General features: G+C 39.2%; 13 protein-coding genes. 7 read left to right on the top strand and 6 right to left on the bottom strand.

Translation table 11 applies throughout. From position 1 onward, the window contains the following. Window positions 1-139 precede the first annotated feature (139 nt). Window positions 140-559 (top strand): helix-turn-helix domain-containing protein, encoded by a 420-nt coding sequence (locus tag GILLI_RS01925; RefSeq protein WP_006987435.1) that lies wholly within the window; start codon window positions 140-142, stop codon window positions 557-559. Window positions 560-692: 133 nt separating this feature from the next. Next, the gene (locus tag GILLI_RS01920) at window positions 693-1067 is read left to right on the top strand and encodes a hypothetical protein (protein ID WP_006987434.1); all 375 of its coding nucleotides are present in this window, start codon (window positions 693-695) and stop codon (window positions 1065-1067) included. On the opposite strand, the gene mscL is transcribed toward GILLI_RS01920, so the two are convergent. From mscL to ychF, 5 genes are all read right to left on the bottom strand, one after another. Continuing rightward, complete coding sequence (gene mscL / locus GILLI_RS01915) at window positions 1064-1519, bottom strand: large-conductance mechanosensitive channel protein MscL (protein ID WP_040506753.1); 456 nt, start codon at window positions 1517-1519, stop codon at window positions 1064-1066. The genes GILLI_RS01920 and mscL overlap by 4 nt on opposite strands. Further along, window positions 1519-4170: a DNA gyrase/topoisomerase IV subunit A gene (locus GILLI_RS01910; protein WP_006987432.1), complete on the bottom strand. Its 2652-nt coding sequence runs from the start codon at window positions 4168-4170 to the stop codon at window positions 1519-1521. The genes mscL and GILLI_RS01910 overlap by 1 nt, the downstream gene beginning before the upstream one ends. After that, window positions 4171-4659 (bottom strand): hypothetical protein, encoded by a 489-nt coding sequence (locus tag GILLI_RS01905; RefSeq protein WP_006987431.1) that lies wholly within the window; start codon window positions 4657-4659, stop codon window positions 4171-4173. Next, window positions 4656-6518, bottom strand: a complete 1863-nt coding sequence (locus GILLI_RS01900; RefSeq protein ID WP_006987430.1) for a DNA topoisomerase IV subunit B — start codon at window positions 6516-6518, stop codon at window positions 4656-4658. The genes GILLI_RS01905 and GILLI_RS01900 overlap by 4 nt, the downstream gene beginning before the upstream one ends. Window positions 6519-6850: 332 nt before the next feature. Next, window positions 6851-7948: a redox-regulated ATPase YchF gene (gene ychF, locus GILLI_RS01895; protein ID WP_006987429.1), complete on the bottom strand. Its 1098-nt coding sequence runs from the start codon at window positions 7946-7948 to the stop codon at window positions 6851-6853. A 410-nt stretch (window positions 7949-8358) separates the two neighbouring features. On the opposite strand from ychF, the gene GILLI_RS01890 reads away from it, so the two are divergent. The 3 genes from GILLI_RS01890 (at window position 8359) to GILLI_RS01880 (ending at window position 14590) form a co-directional block, all read left to right on the top strand. Continuing rightward, on the top strand, window positions 8359-11028 hold the full coding sequence (locus GILLI_RS01890) for a TonB-dependent receptor (RefSeq protein ID WP_006987428.1): 2670 nt from the start codon (window positions 8359-8361) through the stop codon (window positions 11026-11028). Window positions 11029-11229: 201 nt separating this feature from the next. Further along, entirely contained in the window at window positions 11230-13323 is a 2094-nt protein-coding gene (gene pta / locus GILLI_RS01885) for a phosphate acetyltransferase (protein WP_006987427.1), read from the top strand. A gap of 61 nt (window positions 13324-13384) precedes the next feature. Beyond that, the gene (locus tag GILLI_RS01880; protein WP_006987426.1) at window positions 13385-14590 is read left to right on the top strand and encodes an acetate/propionate family kinase; all 1206 of its coding nucleotides are present in this window, start codon (window positions 13385-13387) and stop codon (window positions 14588-14590) included. A gap of 174 nt (window positions 14591-14764) precedes the next feature. On the opposite strand, the gene GILLI_RS01875 is transcribed toward GILLI_RS01880, so the two are convergent. After that, the gene (locus GILLI_RS01875) at window positions 14765-15076 is read right to left on the bottom strand and encodes a GIY-YIG nuclease family protein (protein WP_006987425.1); all 312 of its coding nucleotides are present in this window, start codon (window positions 15074-15076) and stop codon (window positions 14765-14767) included. Between the two features lie 532 nt (window positions 15077-15608). On the opposite strand from GILLI_RS01875, the gene GILLI_RS01870 reads away from it, so the two are divergent. Then, window positions 15609-18158, top strand: coding sequence for an adenosylcobalamin-dependent ribonucleoside-diphosphate reductase (locus tag GILLI_RS01870; RefSeq protein WP_006987424.1), 2550 nt, complete (start codon window positions 15609-15611; stop codon window positions 18156-18158). Window positions 18159-18482: 324 nt separating this feature from the next. Continuing rightward, on the top strand, window positions 18483-19661 hold the full coding sequence (locus GILLI_RS01865) for a tyrosine-type recombinase/integrase (RefSeq protein WP_006987423.1): 1179 nt from the start codon (window positions 18483-18485) through the stop codon (window positions 19659-19661). Window positions 19662-20337: the final 676 nt, after the last annotated feature.

Raw genomic sequence — 20337 nt, 5'->3', positions numbered from 1 at the left:
ATATTGTATTTTAAGCTTTTAAAGTATTTTGATTAAAGCTTTTATTTGGGTCTATTACAGCAATTTACAAATGTAATTTGCTTAGTTTAATTCTATTGGTTACATTTGTAAACGCACTTTTAATTAAAGTAAATTCACAATGGTAAACAGCGATGATTTCTCCAAAAGACTGCAAAAAATTCTAGAATACCACGACCTCTCTGCTGCTGCTTTTTCAGATGCGATTGATGTTGGGCGCTCTTCCATCTCCCATATTCTCTCCGGAAGAAATAAACCAAGCCTGGATTTTGTGTTAAAAGTGGTTCAAACCTATCCGGAAGTGGAACTGTATTGGTTGTTAAACGGGAAAGGCTCTTTCCCAAATACAACCGGGAGCACCCCATATCCTGAAAAACAAATGAAACAGGCATCTTCAGATTCTCCGGCGCAGCCAGTTTCGAGGGATCTTCCTGCCAAAGCGTTAGTTTCTGAAAACCTGGAAAAATCTTCAGCAGAAAGAAAGATCAGGAAAATCGTGATTTTTTACCAGGATGGGACTTTTGAGGCCTTTGAAAATTGAATTTCAACCTTAAAATACCGTTATTTGCAGTGTGAGATACGTGAGAAAATGATTCCGTATCATTTATTTGAATTGCACACGAATTACTTCTTTTAGACAAAGGAAGTTCATAAAACGCGACAAGAATTCTACAATGAAAAAAATAGTGCTTTTAATTCCCATCCTGCTTCTATTTACAGCCTGTTATTCCCCTCAAAGAGATTGTGTTCAGTTTAAAACCGGAAGCTTCCAATTTGAGTCTTATTTAAACGGAGAGCTTGTAACTTCTACTTTTGTGCGGAATGATTCTATAGAAATTGATCGATTTCAGGGGAAAACAGATACCTCCTCGGTGCGATGGATCAACGACTGCGAGTATATCGTAAAGAATTTGAATCCGAAGAATATGGCAGAGGAAAAACCATTGCATATAAAAATCCTTACTACAGACAGGAACTCTTATACCTTTGAATACGGATTGGTGGGGCAAACTAAAAAGCAAAAAGGCTCTGTCACTAAAATTGACTAAGGGTTAGCGCTTCCTTTTCGAAGCAATTCATTTTGCTCCTGAATAAGTTCGGTGAGATCTGAAAGCAACTGAATATCCTTAGGGGTTTCAACGGTTTTGTTTTTAGGATCCTGGGATTTCCTTCTAAACCGGTTCATAAATTTGACGACCATAAATATCGTAAACCCGACTATAAGAAAATCGAGCATCGCTTCCACAAAAGCTCCATAGCCTATAGAAATTTCCTGAATTTCAGCCATACTATCGCTTGCAGACACAAGTCCTTCTCTAAGAATGATCTTCCTGTCGGCAAAATTGACTCCTTCCGTTAAAAGTGATAATGGAGGCAAAACCACCTGTTTCACGAGAACATCTATGACTTTATTAAAGGCGGTACCAATAATAATACCTACCGCCATATCAATCATATTGCCTTTAATGGCAAATTCCTTAAATTCCTTTAGAATACCCATCATTCATCAAATAAGTTAATTTGGCTATCATCATTTTTAGGTTTCCTACCTTTAATTTCACCTATATGATCCACTGTTCCGCTTTCATCCTCTAAGGTTTCCTCATCATTAACCTCGATGTCTTCTGTCGCAATCTCTTCAGGTGTAAACGGGATAGGATCCAGCAGGTTTAATTGTTTTAATTTTTCTGCAGTTAATTGATTTCCAAGAGCCTTAATGCCTTTAACCGAAATGAATTCTTCAACATTAACCTCTTCATTAGTCCGCTGCTCTTTCCCTTTCAATTTGTTAAAAACAAGTTCTACCCTGGGGATATAATCTGTAGAAACAAGTTCCAGAAAGGATTTTTCGTGATCGCCAATGAAATTCTCTTCCTTATCCGGATTCTCTATAAGAAAACGTTTAACATAATAGCGTTCTTTTTCTGCTTCCCAATAGATTGCCGAGATTGGCTTTTTTGGAATCCATTTCTCGAGGATAATTATTTCCTCGTCAAATCGTGTAGTTAATTCAGGTTTAATGGTTTTTACCACAGCATCCTGAGTAATTATTAAAAGTCTGTCTTCTCCACGAAACTCTCCAAGCAATTCTCCGCGCTCATCTACATTAAGGCGTTTTACGCTTTCATCAAACCAGATTCTTCGTGGTTTCAGGGTAGAGACCCCTTCCTCTTTTAATTCGATCTTTTTAATTGCATATTTGGTAACTATGTTCCCTTTTACATTGCGACCTTTGATGAGCATATCGGCAAAATCCAGTTCAAATTTCAACTTTTTTATGCTGCCCACCTGACGCAGGTATACGGTAACCACTTCTGCTTCCCCGTTTGGGTTTGCAGAAAAGTAATGGATCCTGGATTCCTTTTTCCCTTGTGTCATATCATACTCCCTGTCACGGGTTATAGAGGTAACCGCATGACGTTTCGTATAAGAAGCTCCATTTTTGCCATCCCGGTAAATAAGGTTGTAAATGGTTCTTTTATCCTTTTTCTTAAAAACTGCAACGTGAATAATATCCTTACCTACGAAAGTTTTTGCATCTACTTTGGTCACCATCATTTTTCCATCTCCGGTAAAGCAAATTATATCATCAATATCCGAACAATCTGTAACGAATTCGTCCTTTTTTAGAGAGGTACCTATAAAACCTTCTTTTCGGTTTACGTAAAGTTTTGTATTTCGCATCGCTACCTTGGTGGCTTCTATATCATCAAAAAGGCGCAGATCTGTTTTACGCCCTTTTCCTTCGCCATATTCCTTTTTCAATCTGGTGAAGTATGCGATGGCATACTCGGTTAAATGCTCCAGGTGGTGCTTTACTTTTGCGATTTCATCTTCAAGAGCATCAATTTTTTGCTGGGCTTTATCTATATCAAATTTTGAAATCCTTTTTATTCGAATCTCGGTTAATCGTACGATATCTTCTTCAGTAATAGCGCGTTTTAAATGTTTTACATGCGGTTTTAATCCTTCATCAATCGCATGGATCACTCCCTGCCAGGTTTCTTCATCTTCAATATCGCGGTAAATTCGTTTTTCAATGAATATTCGTTCCAGGGAAGCGAAATGCCATTGTTCTTCAAATTCATCCAGTTTTATCTCCAAATCTGCCTTTAGTAAACCAAGGGTATGATCTGTAGAACGCATCAACATTTCTGTTACACCAAGAAAAATAGGCTTGTTATTAATAATAACACAACCCAGCGGGGAGATGGAATTCTCACAACTGGTAAATGCATATAAAGCATCTATGGTTTTATCGGGAGAAATGTTTGGTGGGAGATAGATTAAGATTTCAACATTTTCTGCGGTATTATCCTCTATTTTCTTGATCTTGATCTTCCCCTTATCATTGGCCTTAAGTATAGATTCAATCAGGGTGGTGGTAGTTGTTCCATAAGGGATTTCGGTTATAGCCAGGGTGGTTTTGTCATATTGCGAGATCTTAGCCCTTATACGAACTTTCCCTCCCCTTTTTCCATCATTATAATCGGTGATATCCGCCTCTCCGGAAGTTGGAAAATCGGGATAGATCACGAATTTTTTTCCTTTCAAATGTTTTATAGACGCATCTATAAGTTCGTTGAAATTATGCGGAAGAATACGGGTGCTAAGTCCCACGGCAATCCCTTCGGCTCCCTGGGCCAGCAATAATGGAAATCTTACCGGCAGGTTTACCGGTTCTTTTTTTCTCCCATCATAGGAAAGTTGCCAATCTGTAAGTTTTTGATTGAATAATACTTCCAAAGCAAATTTTGACAGCCTGGCTTCAATATATCGTGGTGCAGCGGCTCTATCTCCGGTAAGCACATTTCCCCAGTTTCCCTGAGCATCTATTAAAAGGTCTTTTTGACCAATTTGAACCATGGCATCACCAATACTCGCATCTCCGTGAGGATGATACTGCATGGTGTGCCCAACTATATTTGCAACTTTGTTATAACGACCATCATCAAGATCCTTCATGGAGTGCATGATACGGCGTTGTACAGGTTTAAACCCATCTTCTACAGCCGGCACTGCCCTTTCCAGGATCACATAAGAAGCATAATCAAGAAACCAATCCTTGTACATTCCTGTAACACGAATAAGTTGTTCTTTTGGTTGCTCCTGAATTTCTTCCGGGGTATTCTCCTGATTTTCTATATCCATTTAAGAAATTGATTTATTCTTTTCCAACACCTTGTTTAAGGACGCTATCATTCCTTTCTTTTTCTTTCCTGCAAGGAAGGTAATATTAAAACGGTAAGACCTTGGTCCTTTTTTTCTGCGACTGGTGATATAAATTTTAAGTGTGGAGTAAAATCCATAATCACTCACTTTAAAGTCTATGAGTTTTGTTTTAGGGAATTCGGCACGTTTCACGCGGTATTCCATAAATTTTGAAAAAAACAGTCCGTTATTTTTGAAATTAAGCGTCTCCCCATCGCTATCAAATTCAAACAGCTGACCAATACGGTGGAAATAAATCCCAAGAGCCAGTAAAATCAAGTTTGGAAAAAAGTTGCTCAGTTTTACCGGGTTTTCAGGATCGGTATTCATTAGTTCAATATTTACGAAGATATTGGTGACAAATGCGGCTACCAGGATCATATAAATGGAAGGGACAATTCTGGTTTCAGTGGTATTTTTAAACCTCATAAGCTGCTCTCTTCGATCAAGTCCAATTCAACTTTCAGGTTATCAATAATAAATTCCTGTCTGTCGGGAGTATTTTTTCCCATATAAAAGCTCAGCAATTCTTCAATAGACATTTCTTTATCCAGCATCACAGGATCCAGCCGAATATCTTCCCCAATAAAATGTTTAAATTCATCGGGAGAAATTTCCCCCAATCCTTTAAATCGGGTGATTTCTGCTTTTCCCGTAAGTTTAGTAACTGCCTGCTTTCTTTCAGTTTCGCTATAGCAATAAATGGTTTCTTTTTTATTCCGAACCCTGAATAAAGGGGTTTGGAGAATATACAAATGATTTTCTTTGATCAACTCCGGAAAGAATTGCAAAAAGAAAGTGATCAATAACAACCGGATATGCATTCCATCCACATCGGCATCTGTAGCGATCACGATATTGTTATACCGAAGATCGGCAATGGATTCCTCTATGTTGAGGGCTGCCTGAAGCAAGTTGAATTCTTCATTCTCGTACACGATCTTTTTTGAAAGTCCGTAACTGTTCAAAGGTTTCCCCTTTAAACTGAAAACCGCCTGGGTATTCACATCCCTGGATTTTGTAATAGAACCACTGGCCGAATCCCCTTCTGTAATAAAAAGTGTGGATTCCAGGTAGCGCTCCTTTTTGCTATCCCCAAGATGAATACGGCAATCCCGAAGTTTTTTATTGTGTAAACTGGATTTTTTCGCCCTGTCTTTAGCGAGTTTTCTAATTCCCGAAAGTTCTTTTCGTTCCCGTTCTGCCTGCAATATTTTACGGTGCAGCTTTTCAGCGGTTTCCTGATTTTTATGAAGGAAATTATCCAGCTGGGTTTTTAAAAAATCATTGATATAGGTTCGTACCGTTGGCAAATCTCCGCCCATATCGGTAGACCCGAGTTTTGTTTTGGTTTGACTTTCAAAAATGGGTTCCATCACTTTTATGCTGATGGCTGCAACAACAGATTTTCGAATATCTGCTGCTTCATAATTTTTTCCGTAATATTCCCTGATAGTTTTCACCAATGCTTCTCTAAAAGCAAGGAGATGCGTACCTCCCTGGGAAGTGTTTTGTCCGTTTACGAACGAGTGATATTCTTCAGAATATTGAGATTTACTGTGCGTTAATGCAACCTCTATATCATTTCCCCTTAAATGTATGATAGGATATAACTGGTCATCTTTTGTGATGCTATCCCCCAGGAGATCTTTTAAGCCATTTTCAGAATAAAATTTTTCTCCGTTAAACATTATTGTCAATCCCGGATTGAGGTAGACATAATTTTTGAGCATTTTCTCAATGTACTCATTCCGGTATTTGAAGTTTTTAAAGATAGCTTCATCCGGGATGAAGGTAACTTTTGTACCACGACGGCGGGAAGTTTCATCCAGGATCTCTTCATTTACAAGATTTCCCTGTTCAAAATCTACCGATTTAGATTTCCCATCCCTGGTGGATTCCACCCTAAAACTGGAAGAAAGCGCATTAACCGCTTTGGTTCCAACCCCATTTAATCCTACCGATTTTTTAAATGCCCGGGTATCATATTTTCCCCCGGTATTCATTTTTGAAACCACGTCCACTACTTTCCCAAGCGGAATTCCACGGCCATAATCACGAACAATCACTTTTTGATTTTGTACAGAAACCTCAATGGTTTTACCAGATCCCATTACAAATTCATCAATACTGTTATCCAGTACTTCTTTTAAAAGTATATAGATCCCGTCATCGGCGGTGGAACCATCCCCAAGTTTTCCAATATACATCCCGGGACGCATACGTATATGCTCCTTCCAATCAAGGGATCGTATATTGTCTTCGGTATATTTGGTTTCCTCGGTCATAAGTGGATTGTAAACGTTTGTCGCTAATATAAGGTTTACGGGAAAAAGTTAAAACAGCCTACTCACAAAGTAATTAACAAAGATGTTAAGGGTTAGATTTGAGAGGTTAGATGTGAGATGTGAGAATTCAGAAATGAGTATTGAGTATTGAGATTTTTTTAAAAACGGAACTAATATTTTTCTTGAAGATAACGCAGCTATTCTTTTTACCTTTTCCCAATCTTGTCTCCTGGCTCTATTTTCTTTTCTATATTTTCTTTTTTCTCAATACTCAATACTCACATCTCAATACTAACTTTTTTCTCTCAAATCTCAATACTAATATCTCAAATCTACACGTTGAACCTAAAATGCATCACATCTCCATCTTTTACTATGTATTCCTTCCCTTCTACTCTCATTTTCCCGGCTTCTTTCACTTTTGCTTCGCTTCCAAAACTTGCAAAATCATCGTAGGCGATCACTTCTGCACGTATAAAACCTTTTTCAAAATCGGTATGGATTACTCCGGCGGCTTGTGGCGCACTGGATCCTGTTGGGATTGTCCAGGCTCTCACTTCCTTAACACCCGCAGTAAAGTAGGTTTGAAGATTTAGCAGGCGGTAGGCAGAACGAATTAGTTTAGCCGATCCAGGTTCATCCAAACCTATGTCTAGTAAAAACATCTTGCGCTCCTCGTAGTCATCAAGTTCGGTAATATCGGCTTCCGTTCCCACGGCAAGGAATATAACTTCAGCGTTTTCATCTTTTACGGCTTCCTTTACCTTATCTACGTAGCCATTTCCGCTGGTTGCAGATTTTTCGTCTACATTACATATATACATTACCGGTTTATCTGTGATCAATTGCAGGTTTGCTATAAATTCATCCCGCTCTTCAGCAGTAAGCTCAGTTAAGGCTCGTACAGATTTTCCAGCTTCGAGTCCTTTTTTTACCTTTAGCAAAGCAGCTTCTTCTTTTTGAGCTTCCTTATTCCCAATTTTGGCAGCACGTTTTACCTTTTCCAGTTTCTTATCTACTGTTTCCAGATCTTTAAGCTGAAGCTCCATATCGATGGTTTCCTTATCTCTTACCGGATCTACAGAACCATCTACATGCACGATATTATCATCTTCAAAACAACGCAATACATGCAAGATAGCATCGGTTTCGCGAATATTTCCAAGGAATTGATTTCCAAGACCTTCGCCTTTGCTGGCTCCTTTTACTAAACCTGCAATATCCACAATCTCTACCACAGCGGGCTGCACCCGCTCCGGGTTCACCAGAGATTCCAGTTTTTCAAGACGGCTGTCCGGTACATTCACCACGCCAACATTGGGTTCTATGGTACAAAACGGGAAATTTGCACTTTGCGCTTTGGCATTTGATAAACAATTAAATAAGGTAGATTTTCCTACGTTTGGTAATCCAACAATTCCGGCTTTCATATTTAAAATTTAAATTTTTAATGCCCATTTCTAAGCGGCTGCAAATATAGCTATTAATCTTGAAAATTGGAAGATTGAAGTAAGTAATGATTTAGAGATAACACCCATGAATTGGCTAAAAAATTACCATTTCTGATTTTTTATTCTGAAGATGGTATTCCGGGAGTTGCTCAAATCTTTATTTTTCTCTTTTAAACCTATTCGATTTAAATACAGATTACTATAAAAGAAGAAAGTCTAAACTAGTTTTTGCAGCTTATACCCTTTTTCTATGATATTATAACCCGGATATTAACTTTTTTTCTGTCATTGATGGTGATATTTTAGCACATTTATAATTTATTCCTGCATTTTATGAAACAATTAACTACCTTGAGAAAATTTTAATTTCACCTAAAAACAATTTATTTATGAAAAGAATTTTAATGGTATTAATTTTACTGTTCAGCTCCACAATCCTTTTTGCGCAGGAAGTTAGTGGTACGGTAACCGACAATTCAGGAGTGACTTTACCTGGAGTGAATATTCTGGAAAAGGGCACCAATAACGGTACTATTACTGATTTTGATGGGAAATATTCCATAAATGTAAGTGAGAATGCCATTTTGGTTTTTAGTTTTATTGGATATGAAACCCTTGAAAAAAGCGTAAACGGAGAAACTACTCTAAATGTGAGTCTTGCCGATGGTTTAGCATTGAGTGAAGTACAAATTGTAGGCTCCAGAAGTCCAAAAAGAACTGCTACAGATACACCCGTTGCGATAGATGTTATCGATGTTCAGCAGGTAGCCACGCAAACCGGGCGCATTGAAATAAATGAATTGCTACAATATGCAGCTCCCTCTTTTAACGCGAACAAACAATCGGGTTCTGATGGGGCAGATCATATTGATCCTGCTTCCTTAAGAGGGTTGGGACCAGATCAAACCCTGGTTTTGATCAATGGGAAAAGAAGACATCAATCCTCATTGGTTAATCTTTTTGGCACCCGGGGACGAGGTAATACAGGAACCGATTTAAATGCTATTCCTGCCGGTGCTATTAAAAGAATCGAAATTTTGAGGGATGGTGCTTCAGCCCAATATGGATCTGATGCGATTGCCGGAGTTATCAATCTTGTTTTGAATGATGAGGTGGAAAAATTTACCGCCAATGTGAATTACGGTTTTTATAATACGAATGCCGATGGCGATTTTCCGGAAGGAACTCCAAATACCGATGGAAACAGACTAGATACCGAAAGAGATGGAAACCAAATAGGTGATGATAAGAATTTTGATGGAGGTTCCGTAAAAGTAACCGCAAATTACGGTGTTGCAATTGGGGAAGAAGGTTTTGCAAACTTTACCACAGAGTATATCAGTAAAAATAAAACATTAAGACCAGGATTCGATTTTAGACGTGGTTTTGGAGAAGCAGCGATAGACGGATTCAATTTCTTCGGAAATATTATGGTTCCCGTTTCAGAAAAATCTCAATTTTATGCTTTTGGCGGCCGTAACTACAGGGATACGGATGCTTTTGCATTTACACGAAACAATCCTACCGCGAGAAATGTTGTGAGTATTTATCCCGATGGCTTTACCCCTCGTATCACATCAATTATCACAGATGTTTCTGCTGTTACAGGGTTTAGGACAAAAACCGATAGTGGTTGGTTGGTAGACATTAGCAATACCTTCGGAAAAAACAATTTTCATTACTTTATCAAAGGAACCCTAAATGCATCCCTGGAGGAATTATCCCCAACCGATTTTGATGCCGGTGGACACAGCTTAAGTCAAAACACTATAAATCTTGATTTTTCAAAATATTATGATGATATATTGGCAGGATTCAATTTGGCGATGGGGGCTGAATACAGAACTGAAAATTTTGTGATTTTTGAAGGAGAAGAAGGATCTTACGGAACATTTGATGTGGACGGCAGAATCATTGTAGATCCCGGCACCCAGATTCAACCTACAGATCCTGTAACGACCGCTTTAAGACCGGGTGGTTCTCAAGGATTTCCAGGTTACGGCCCAGCCAACGTTGTAGACAGGAACCGTTCCAATATCTCACTTTATGTAGATACAGAGATGGAATTTACCGATAAATTTTTAGTGGCGGCGGCCGCAAGATTTGAAGATTTCAGCGATTTTGGAAGTACTATTAATGGAAAATTGGCGGCCAGATATAAGGCCACAGATAACGTGAATATTAGAGGATCTGTAAGTACAGGTTTTAGAGCACCTTCACTGGCACAAATATACTACAACCTGCGATTTACAAATTTTGTGGGCGGTGAGGCATTGGAGACCCAGTTGTCTCCAAACAATAGCCCTGTGACTGCTTCATTTGGTATTGGCGCATTGAAGGAAGAAACCGCATTAAACGGTTCCCTTGGATTCACCTCTACTTTCGGACAACTTACAGCCACCGTAGACGGGTATTATATTAATGTAAAAGACAGGATTGTGCTTACAGGAAATTTTGACGCTCCTCAGATTCCCAATGTTGAGGCCGCACAATTTTTTGCCAACGGAGCAGATACAGAAACTCTCGGTTTAGATATCGTTATATCTCATAGAGCCTCAATTGGTGATGGCTCTTTGTCTTCCAGTTTTATAGGGAATTTCAACAATATGACAATAACTGATGTTAAAAATGGAAATCTTGATAAGGAAACATTTTTCGGTGTAAGGGATCAGGGTTTTCTGCTGGCTTCCGCACCGGACAGCAAATTGACCCTTAATTTGAAATATGATATAAATTGGTTCGATGTCGCCCTGGGATTAACAAGATTTAGCGAAGTAGAACTTGTGGATTTCCAAATGTTTGAAGATGTAGCCGATTACGGTAGTTTTGAAAACCAGGTAGCTACAGCAACAGATACGTACGGTTCAAAATTTGTAACCGACTTAAATTTAGGTTTCAAACTAAGTGATGCTATAAAATTGAATGTAGGAAGCAATAACCTGTTTAACGTTTATCCGGATCAACAAGATGACTGGAGCGAAGGCGGAGGATACTGGGATTCTGTTCAAATGGGAATTAGCGGTGCTTATTACTATGCGAAATTGAATCTTAATTTTTAAAAAACTTTCCACATAATTCGAAATAGCGGGTTACAGAAATGTATCCCGCTATTTTTTATATGCATTTTGAATCCTAATTTTCATCTCTGTTCAAAACTGACGAGAATCATTTTTACCCCTATTTTCACAGGAATTTATAAGTTATTAAAGGCCTTAAATTCCAAATAGTCCTATTTTTGCAGTCGTAGAAAAAACAACATCATGAACAAAGGTATATATATTGCAACCCTGGAATCAAATAGCGGAAAATCGCTTATCTCTTTAGGTTTAATGCGTACCCTGCTGGGAAAAACTGTAAAGGTTGGCTATTTCCGGCCAATTATAGATGATCTTGAAGCCGGGGAAAAGGATAATCACATCGACACGATTTTAAGCTATTTCGATCTCAAATTAAATTATGAAGATGCCTATGCATTCACTCGCAGGGAGATCATTCAAAAACGAAATGATGGAAAATCCGGAGAGATTATAGACACCATCATTCGAAAATACAAGCACCTGGAAGACCGGTTTGACATTGTTTTAGTTGAAGGGAGTGATTTTTCTGGAGAAGGCAGCGTATTTGAATTTGATGTAAATGTGCTAATCGCCAAGAATTTGGGAATTCCGGTAATTATTGTTGCCAGCGGAAAAAACAAAACGCGGGAGATGCTAAAGGGAAATCTTCAAATGGCCTATCACGCATTTGTAAATAAAGATGTTCGGGTTTTGGCGATGGTGAGCAATAAAATAGAGCTTCAAAATCTCGAGATCGCAACTTCTGCGATGAACGAATTTTTACCGGCAGAAGTTGGAAATTTTGCGATTCCATTAATAGACACACTTGGAAATCCTACACTCAAGGAAATTTTAAAAGAATTGGACGGAAAGGTTCTGTTTGGAGAAGAATTTCTTGACAATCAAACCGGGAATTTTGGAGTTGGAGCGATGCAGCTTAGAAATTACCTGAATCACCTTAAAGATGAAAGTCTTGTAATAACTCCCGGAGATAGAGCCGATATTATTTTAGGTGCGTTACAGGCTAATATTTCCACAAATTACCCTAAAATATCCGGAATTATTCTCACGGGAGGATTGATTCCCGAAGACACTATATTAAAACTTATTGAAGGATTATCCCAGGTGGTACCCATTATTTCTGTGGAGCAAGGCACTTTTAATGTGGCCAATAAAATAGGAATGATAAAATCCAATATTTATGCAGACAGTATTCAGAAAATAGAAACTTCCATCAGCATTTTTGAAAAATATGTATCCTTTGATCCTTTGCTGGAACGGCTTATAAATTTTGAACCAAGTGGGATTACCCCGCGAATGTTTCAATACAGCCTCGTACAACGAGCCAGAATGGCCAAAAAGCACATCGTTTTACCTGAAGGAACGGACGACCGGATCCTAATAGCAGCTTCCAGACTCATAGCAATGGACCTTGTGGATATTACCCTACTGGGCGATAAAGAAACAATTAAAACAAAAGTTGGAAACCTGGGGATCACTATGAATTTTGATAAAGTAAAGATCATCAACCCGGCAAAAAATGAATATTTTAAGGATTTCGCCAACACCTATTATGAATTGCGAAAACATAAAAACATCAACCTGGACATAGCAAAGGACAGGATGAATGATGTTTCTTATTTTGGAACCATGATGATCTATAAAGGTTTGGCAGACGGAATGGTTTCTGGAGCTGCACATACCACACAACACACAATAATACCGGCACTTCAGTTTATAAAGACCAAACCCGGAGTTTCCCTGGTTTCCTCCGTTTTCTTTATGTGCCTGGAAGATAGGGTTTCGGTATTTGGCGATTGTGCTATCAACCCCAACCCTACTGCAGAGGAGTTGGCCGAGATCACTATTTCCTCGGCAGAAAGCAGCAGTGCCTTTGGTATTGAACCTAAGATAGCGATGCTCTCCTACTCTTCCGGAAGTTCGGGAAAAGGGGAAGATGTGGATAAAGTGCGTGCCGCCACCGAAATTGTAAAACGATTACGTCCGGATCTAAAGATAGAAGGACCTATTCAATATGATGCAGCGGTAGATCCGGGCATTGGGAAAAGCAAACTTCCAGATTCGGAAGTGGCAGGACAAGCCAGTGTATTGATATTTCCCGATCTAAATACCGGAAACAACACCTATAAAGCAGTGCAACGGGAAACAGGCGCAGTTGCTATTGGGCCTATGCTACAGGGATTAAACAAACCGGTGAACGATTTAAGCAGAGGTTGTACCGTTGATGATGTCTTTAACACCGTGATTTTAACCGCGATCCAGGCACAGGGAATTTAAGCTCAACGGCAGGTTTAATCTACTGAAGCCGCCTGGATTATAAAAACAATAAAATAAACAGATGAAAAATATCTTAGTGATCAATTCAGGAAGTTCTTCCTTAAAATTTCAACTTATCCAAATGCCGGAGGAGCACGTATTAGCTTTTGGGCTTGTAGAGCGAATTGGGCAGGAATCGGGGAAACTGAGTTATTCTTCTGAAAAGTTTTCAACTTCAGAAGAGCGGCAAGTTTCAAATCATTCTGAAGCATTAAAATCGGTTACCATGCTATTGATGGACTCTAAAAACGGAGTGATTAAAAATGCATCAGAAATTCCCGCGATTGGACACCGTGTGGTTCATGGGGGCGATAAATTTTCAGAAACCATCCTTATTGATGAAAAGGTAAAAACCACTATAAAAACGTTGTTTTCCCTGGCACCACTTCACAATCCTCCTAATTTAACCGGAATTGAAGTAGCCGAATCGATTTTTCCCAACTCAAGGCAAATCGCTGTTTTTGACACTGCGTTTCACCGGAGTATTCCCCCACGTGCAAACCGTTATGCAATCCCGAATTCATTTTATGAAGAACATAACATCCAGGTATATGGGTTTCATGGAACGAGCCATAAATATGTTTCAGAAAAAGCTATGGAACATATAGTTGACAAAAAGTCTAAGATTATAAGCATACACCTTGGGAACGGATGCAGCATTACCGCCATTGAGGATGGTAAAAGCATCGATCATTCTTTGGGATTTGCACCTGTTAACGGGCTTATCATGGGAACCCGCAGCGGAGACATCGACCAATCGGTGATCTTTTATATGATCAATCAACTGGGGTATACCGCTCAGGAAGTGAGTGATCTCCTGCATCATAAAAGCGGAATGTTGGGACTTACAGGCTACAGCGATCTTCGCGATATTGAGGCGGAAGCTGAAAAAGGCAATCGCAACTGCAAACTTGCCCTTGAAATGAATGCCTACCGTATAAAAAAATACATTGGAGCATATTCTGCTGCTATGAACGGCCTGGATGCCATTATTTTTACTGCCGGGATTGGCGAAAACAGCAATACTATAAGAGCGTTGGTTTGCAGGGATATGGAATTCCTGGGGATTGAACTCGATGAAAACGAGAATGCCATTCGGTCTAAAGAGATCCGGAAGATAAGCACGAACGCTTCTAAAGTGAATGTTTTGGTAATCCCAACCAATGAAGAGTTGGAAATAGCAAAACAGGTTTTTTCACTCACTTCCACTTCGACAAGCTCAGTGTGACAGCACTTCGACACTTCGACACTTCGGCACTTCGACACTTCGGCAAGCTCAGTGTGACACGTGTAGGTCGACAAGCTCAGTGTAACAGGCTCACTTCGACAAGCTCACTTCGACAAGCTCAGTGTGACAAACCACAATCACGTCAGTCTGAGCCTGTCGAAGACCTCGCTAAACTCAGGATGTATCCGAAGACCCGTTTTGCCTGTAATTTTTTGAATACTCTACCAGTTTTTCCCAATTTTCTTCAATTAAGGCTATCTTTTTTCTTCTGCTCCATCCTTTCAATTGTTTTTCAACCTTGATTGCCTGAGAAGGATCTGTAAACTGTTGAAACCATTTTAAAACAACTGGTCTCCTTTTATAAGTATAGGAATCTCTATGCAGTCCGGAATTATGTTCGTTCAATCTTTTATCAAGATTTGAGGTAAATCCTATGTAAAAAGATTTATCGGAGCATTCTACGATGTAAACATAAAATAATTTCATATTTAAAAATAGGGATTAATTTACTCATCACTTCGGCGCTTCGGCGCTTCGACACTTCGACACTTCGACAGGCTCAGTGTGACAGGCTCACTTCGGCACTTGGACACTTGGACACTTCGACACTTCGGCACTTCGGCAAGCTCAGTGTGACAGGCTTAGGTTGACAGGCTCACTTCGACGGGCTCAGTGTGACAGTCTACCATTGACGTGTTTTGTATAAACTTGTAATTCAATAAAACCGCAAAGGTTTAATTAATTAACGCGGTTACATTAAAATTTCAGGCCCTTTTTCACCTTGATTAAAAATTAATTCAGTATTAAAATACAGGCTAATCTCCACCCCCTTGATTTTCAGAAAATTAAATTATTTGTAAACAATCAATTGTTTATAAAACGTTAATTTATTGATTATCAGGTATTTGATTAAATTTATCTGTAAACTTTTTAATAATGAAAATAACAGTTGATGCATATTTTTTCATACATTTATCCCGCTGAAATAAGCGACTTCTAATCAAATTTTACAATCAAAATGAAAATCGAAACTACCCAAACCCCGGCAAAAACGTACACACAGGATCAAGCATTTAAAGCTTCTGTAGCATATTTTAAAGGCGATGAGCTTGCGGCCAGGGTTTGGATCAATAAATACGCTTTAAAAGATTCTTACGGCAACATTTACGAAAAGGATCCACAGGCTATGCACGTGAGATTGGCAAAGGAAATAGCAAGAATTGAAGCGAATTATGCCAATCCAATGGCAGAGAGCGAAGTTTTGGGACTTATCGAGAATTTTAAATACATCGTACCGCAGGGAAGTCCAATGGCGGGAATTGGCAATAAATACCAAACCGGGTCTTTATCCAATTGTTTTGTAATTGGGAATGAGGGTGACAGTGATTCCTATGGAAGCATCATGAAGATAGACCAGGAGCAGGTGCAGCTTATGAAGCGACGTGGCGGAGTGGGACATGACCTTTCGCACATTCGGCCAAAAGGTTCCCCGGTAAAAAACTCGGCCCTTACTTCTACCGGGCTGGTGCCTTTTATGGAACGCTACTCCAATTCTACCCGTGAAGTAGCGCAGGATGGACGAAGAGGCGCTTTAATGCTTTCAGTTTCTATAAATCACCCGGATGCAGAAGATTTTATAGATGCAAAAATGGAGCAGGGAAAAGTTACCGGAGCCAATGTTTCGGTAAGGATTGATGATGACTTCATGAAAGCGGTTAAATCCAATTCCAAATATATTCAGAAATTCCCGATTCACAGCGATAACCCAAAATATACCCATGAGATAGAAGCCGGAGCAATTTGGAATAAGATTGTAAACAACGCATGGAAATCTGCAGAGCCTGGAATCCTTTTTTGGGATACCATCACCCGGGAGTCGGTGCCAGATTGTTATGCAGATCTTGGCTATAAAACGGTTTCTACCAATCCTTGTGGGGAAATTCCGTTATGCCCATACGATTCCTGCAGGTTGCTGGCCATCAATTTGTTTTCTTATGTTGAAAATCCGTTTACAGCTGAGGCAGGTTTCAATTTTGACCTGTTTAAAAAACATGTTGCTATTGCACAACGAATCATGGATGATATCATCGACCTGGAACTTGAGAAAATTGATGCAATTTTAGCCAAGATAGCTGCCGATCCTGAAAATGATGAGATTAAAAGAGTAGAACGAAATCTTTGGCTGGAGATTCGTAAAAAAGCACGGGAAGGGCGACGTACCGGGGTTGGAATTACTGCTGAAGGCGATATGCTTGCCGGACTTGGAATAAAGTACGGAAGCGAGAAAGGGATAGAATTTTCAGTAAAAATACATAAAACCCTTGCTATCGAGGCGTACCGAAGTTCTGTTGAAATGGCTAAAGAACGCGGTGCTTTTGAGTTCTATGATTCAGAAAAAGAAAAGAACAATCCGTTTATTCAGCGAATCAAGGAGGAAGATGAAAAACTCTACTTCGAAATGACGGAATACGGAAGAAGAAATATTGCACTTTTAACCATCGCCCCTACCGGGACTACGAGTTTAATGACGCAAACCACCTCTGGAATTGAGCCTGTATTTATGCCGGTTTACAAAAGGAGAAGAAAGGTAAACCCAAACGATAAGGAAGCCAGGGTAGATTTTGTAGATGAAACCGGGGATTCCTGGGAAGAATACGTGGTTTTCCATCACAGGTTCAAGCAATGGATGGAAGCGAATGGATATGAAATAGACAAGAACTACACGCAGAAGGATCTTGACAAATTGGTGAAAAAATCCCCGTACTACAAAGCAACTTCCAATGATATTGACTGGCTTAGCAAAGTTAAAATGCAGGGAGCTGTTCAAAAATGGGTAGATCATTCCATAAGTGTGACCATTAACCTGCCAAATGATGCTACCGAGGAATTGGTAGGAAACTTATACCTGCAGGCCTGGGAAGAAGGATGCAAAGGGGTTACCGTGTACCGTGATGGTTCGCGATCCGGAGTTTTAATCTCCAATGAGGAAAAAAAGGACGAAAAAGACAGCCTCTCGAACTTCCCTACCAAACGTCCACAAACTTTGGAGGCAGATGTAGTTCGTTTTCAAAACAACAAGGAAAAATGGATAGCTTTTATAGGGCGTATAGACGAACGTCCTTATGAGATTTTTACTGGTTTTTCCGATGATGAAGATGGAATTTTGATTCCGCGTTGGGTAAATGAGGGGCTTATTATTAAAAATAAGGATGAAGACGGGAATTCCAGGTATGATTTTCAGTACAAAAATCAGCGTGGATATAAAACCACGATCGAGGGCTTGTCTCATAAATTTGACCCGGAATTCTGGAATTACGCAAAACTGATTTCCAGTACTTTACGCCACGGAATGCCAATTGAAAAAGCGGTAGATCTTATAAACAGTTTGCAATTGGATAATGAATCCATCAACACCTGGAAAAACGGTGTTGCCAGAGCTTTAAAGCGTTTTGTGGCCGACGGTACAGAAGCAAAAGGACAAAAATGTACCAATTGTAACTCTACAAATTTAATTTACCAGGAAGGTTGTTTAACCTGTAAGGATTGTGGTTCTTCTAAATGTGGATAAAAAAGAACCAAGAGCAAAGAGTAAAGAAAAGGCCTTGTTTCTGTGTAGAAATAAATAGCAACAGTTTAAAATTTTAAGATCCGGGCAGTATTTCGAAATTTCGGAATAATGCCCGGTTTTTTTATGTGCAGGTTTATGTGTCATATACATAGACTATAACTCTTGCCAAAACCATTTATCAGTCAAAACAAAGAAGTTTTGGATTGCATGATACGCAGTCTATTTCGGGGTTGGATTTGAAAGGAAATCACTTTAAAAGATAGCTAAATTTTTTTCTGAAAGAAGTAATAACATTCTGTATATTAGAGTATTAATGCTTCTATTATGAAAAAAATTGTTCTAAATCCTTTGTGGCACCGTAATAGGTTTCAGATTGCTATAGGTTTTGATTTTGATGAATCGATCAAATCGCATCTTAAAAAATTAAAAGGGATCTCCTGGAGTCAGACTCACAGGGTCTTTTACCTGGAATTAACTTCAGAAAACAAACAACGGCTTTTTCAGCATTTTAATGATAAGGGTTGGTACGTAGATTATTCAGCATTAAAAGATATAAAAGACCCAGTAGCACAAAAGGAAGGTTTTGTAAAACCGGAGATTTCAAAAGAAACCCGACAAATTTTATGGGAGTTTGTTTCCTATTTGCGCGGAAAACGATTTTCGGAAAGCACGGTAAGAACCTATTATAATTTTGTATTCCTATTTTTGGAGTTTCAGAAAAAAGATCCTTCGGAGTTAACAAACAGGGATGTGGAGCTATTTATTGAGAAGGTGATCGTTAAAAGGAGGTATGCAGTAAGCACGCATCGCCAATGTATTAGCGGGCTGAAACATTTTGCCAGATTGTACACACAATCTAATATTGATCCTAAGGTTATAAGTTCGCCCAAAAAAAGCAGCTATACTCCCACTGTACTTTCCAAAGAAGAAATTATTGACCTTTTGAGAGCTACCCGCAATTTAAAACATCGTGCAGTGCTTGCCCTGATATATTCTTCGGGATTACGGATTGGGGAACTGTTGAATTTAAAAATAGCCGATCTTGATGTGGACCGGCGACAGGTTCATGTGCACCAGGGCAAAGGCAGGAAGGACCGGAATGTGGTGATGGCAGAGAGCATTATTCCGTTGTTATTCAATTATTTGAACACCTATAAACCAGCGATTTATTTTGTTGAAGGATTGGAAGGAGTGGCATACAGTTCATCTTCAGTAAGGGCATTTTTGAAAGTCTCTTGCCAGCGTGCTAAGATACTGAAGAAGGTTTCCCCCCACTGCCTGCGACATTCTTTTGCCACCCATATGCTGGAGAACGGAACCGACATACGCTATATACAGGAAATCTTAGGGCATTCCAGGCCGGAGACCACGATGATTTATACCCATGTGGCGCAAAAAGATCTTTTAAAAATAAGGAGTCCTTTGGATGTTACCCTTGGAGAACTTGCGAAAAACGATAAAGAGGGTGAAAACATGCGTTTATCCCGCAACAATTTGGGATAAAAGAGTAAATTGCTCTCGATATAGCACGTTGCATGCAATAAAACGGGCTTCTGGAAATTAAAATGGATTTTGCGGAAAGGTTACTAAAATGTGGACAACTCCTGGAATTAAATCAAGGGAGCGGACAAAGGAAGGCTCCCTTTTTCAGACTTGTGCGATTGAAATCGTTGAGAGTTTTACTATCAGAACGTTGACACGTACCAAAGTCTGAGGAAAGGTAGCGGAAAGAAACCATATTTTCTATGGAGGATTTCCGGTAATTTTGCAGTTTAATTCCAGGAGTTGGACTCGTAGCCCGAATTTTTTACCAACGATGCTTTATCCAGCGCGAGAGGATAAAGACACATAAGTAAAAATAAAATCCATTTTAAAAGAAATTATTGTAGCACCCGTCTGACTTCGTAATTTTTGATTCGCATTATTAACCAAATAATGCTAAATTACTGCACGCAACGGCGCATAAGCGCCATTTGAAAAAAAACGGCGCTTATACGCAGACGTTCTACACCATTTGACCTACTCAAGCAAAAAGAAATATGAGTATTTTTTAGATACCTTTAAGAATGCTCTAAACTAAAAAGCCAAGAAGTGCTACTGAGTTTGTCGGTAGATTCATTGGAGACAGCAAGAGGCAAAGAGTGCAGTTAGAATTAATTAGAGAAAGTGAAATTATTAT

Origin of the sequence: Gillisia limnaea DSM 15749, assembly GCF_000243235.1 — a bacterium.
GTDB lineage: Bacteria > Bacteroidota > Bacteroidia > Flavobacteriales > Flavobacteriaceae > Gillisia > Gillisia limnaea.
This window is presented reverse-complemented; position numbering and strand designations above follow the sequence as displayed.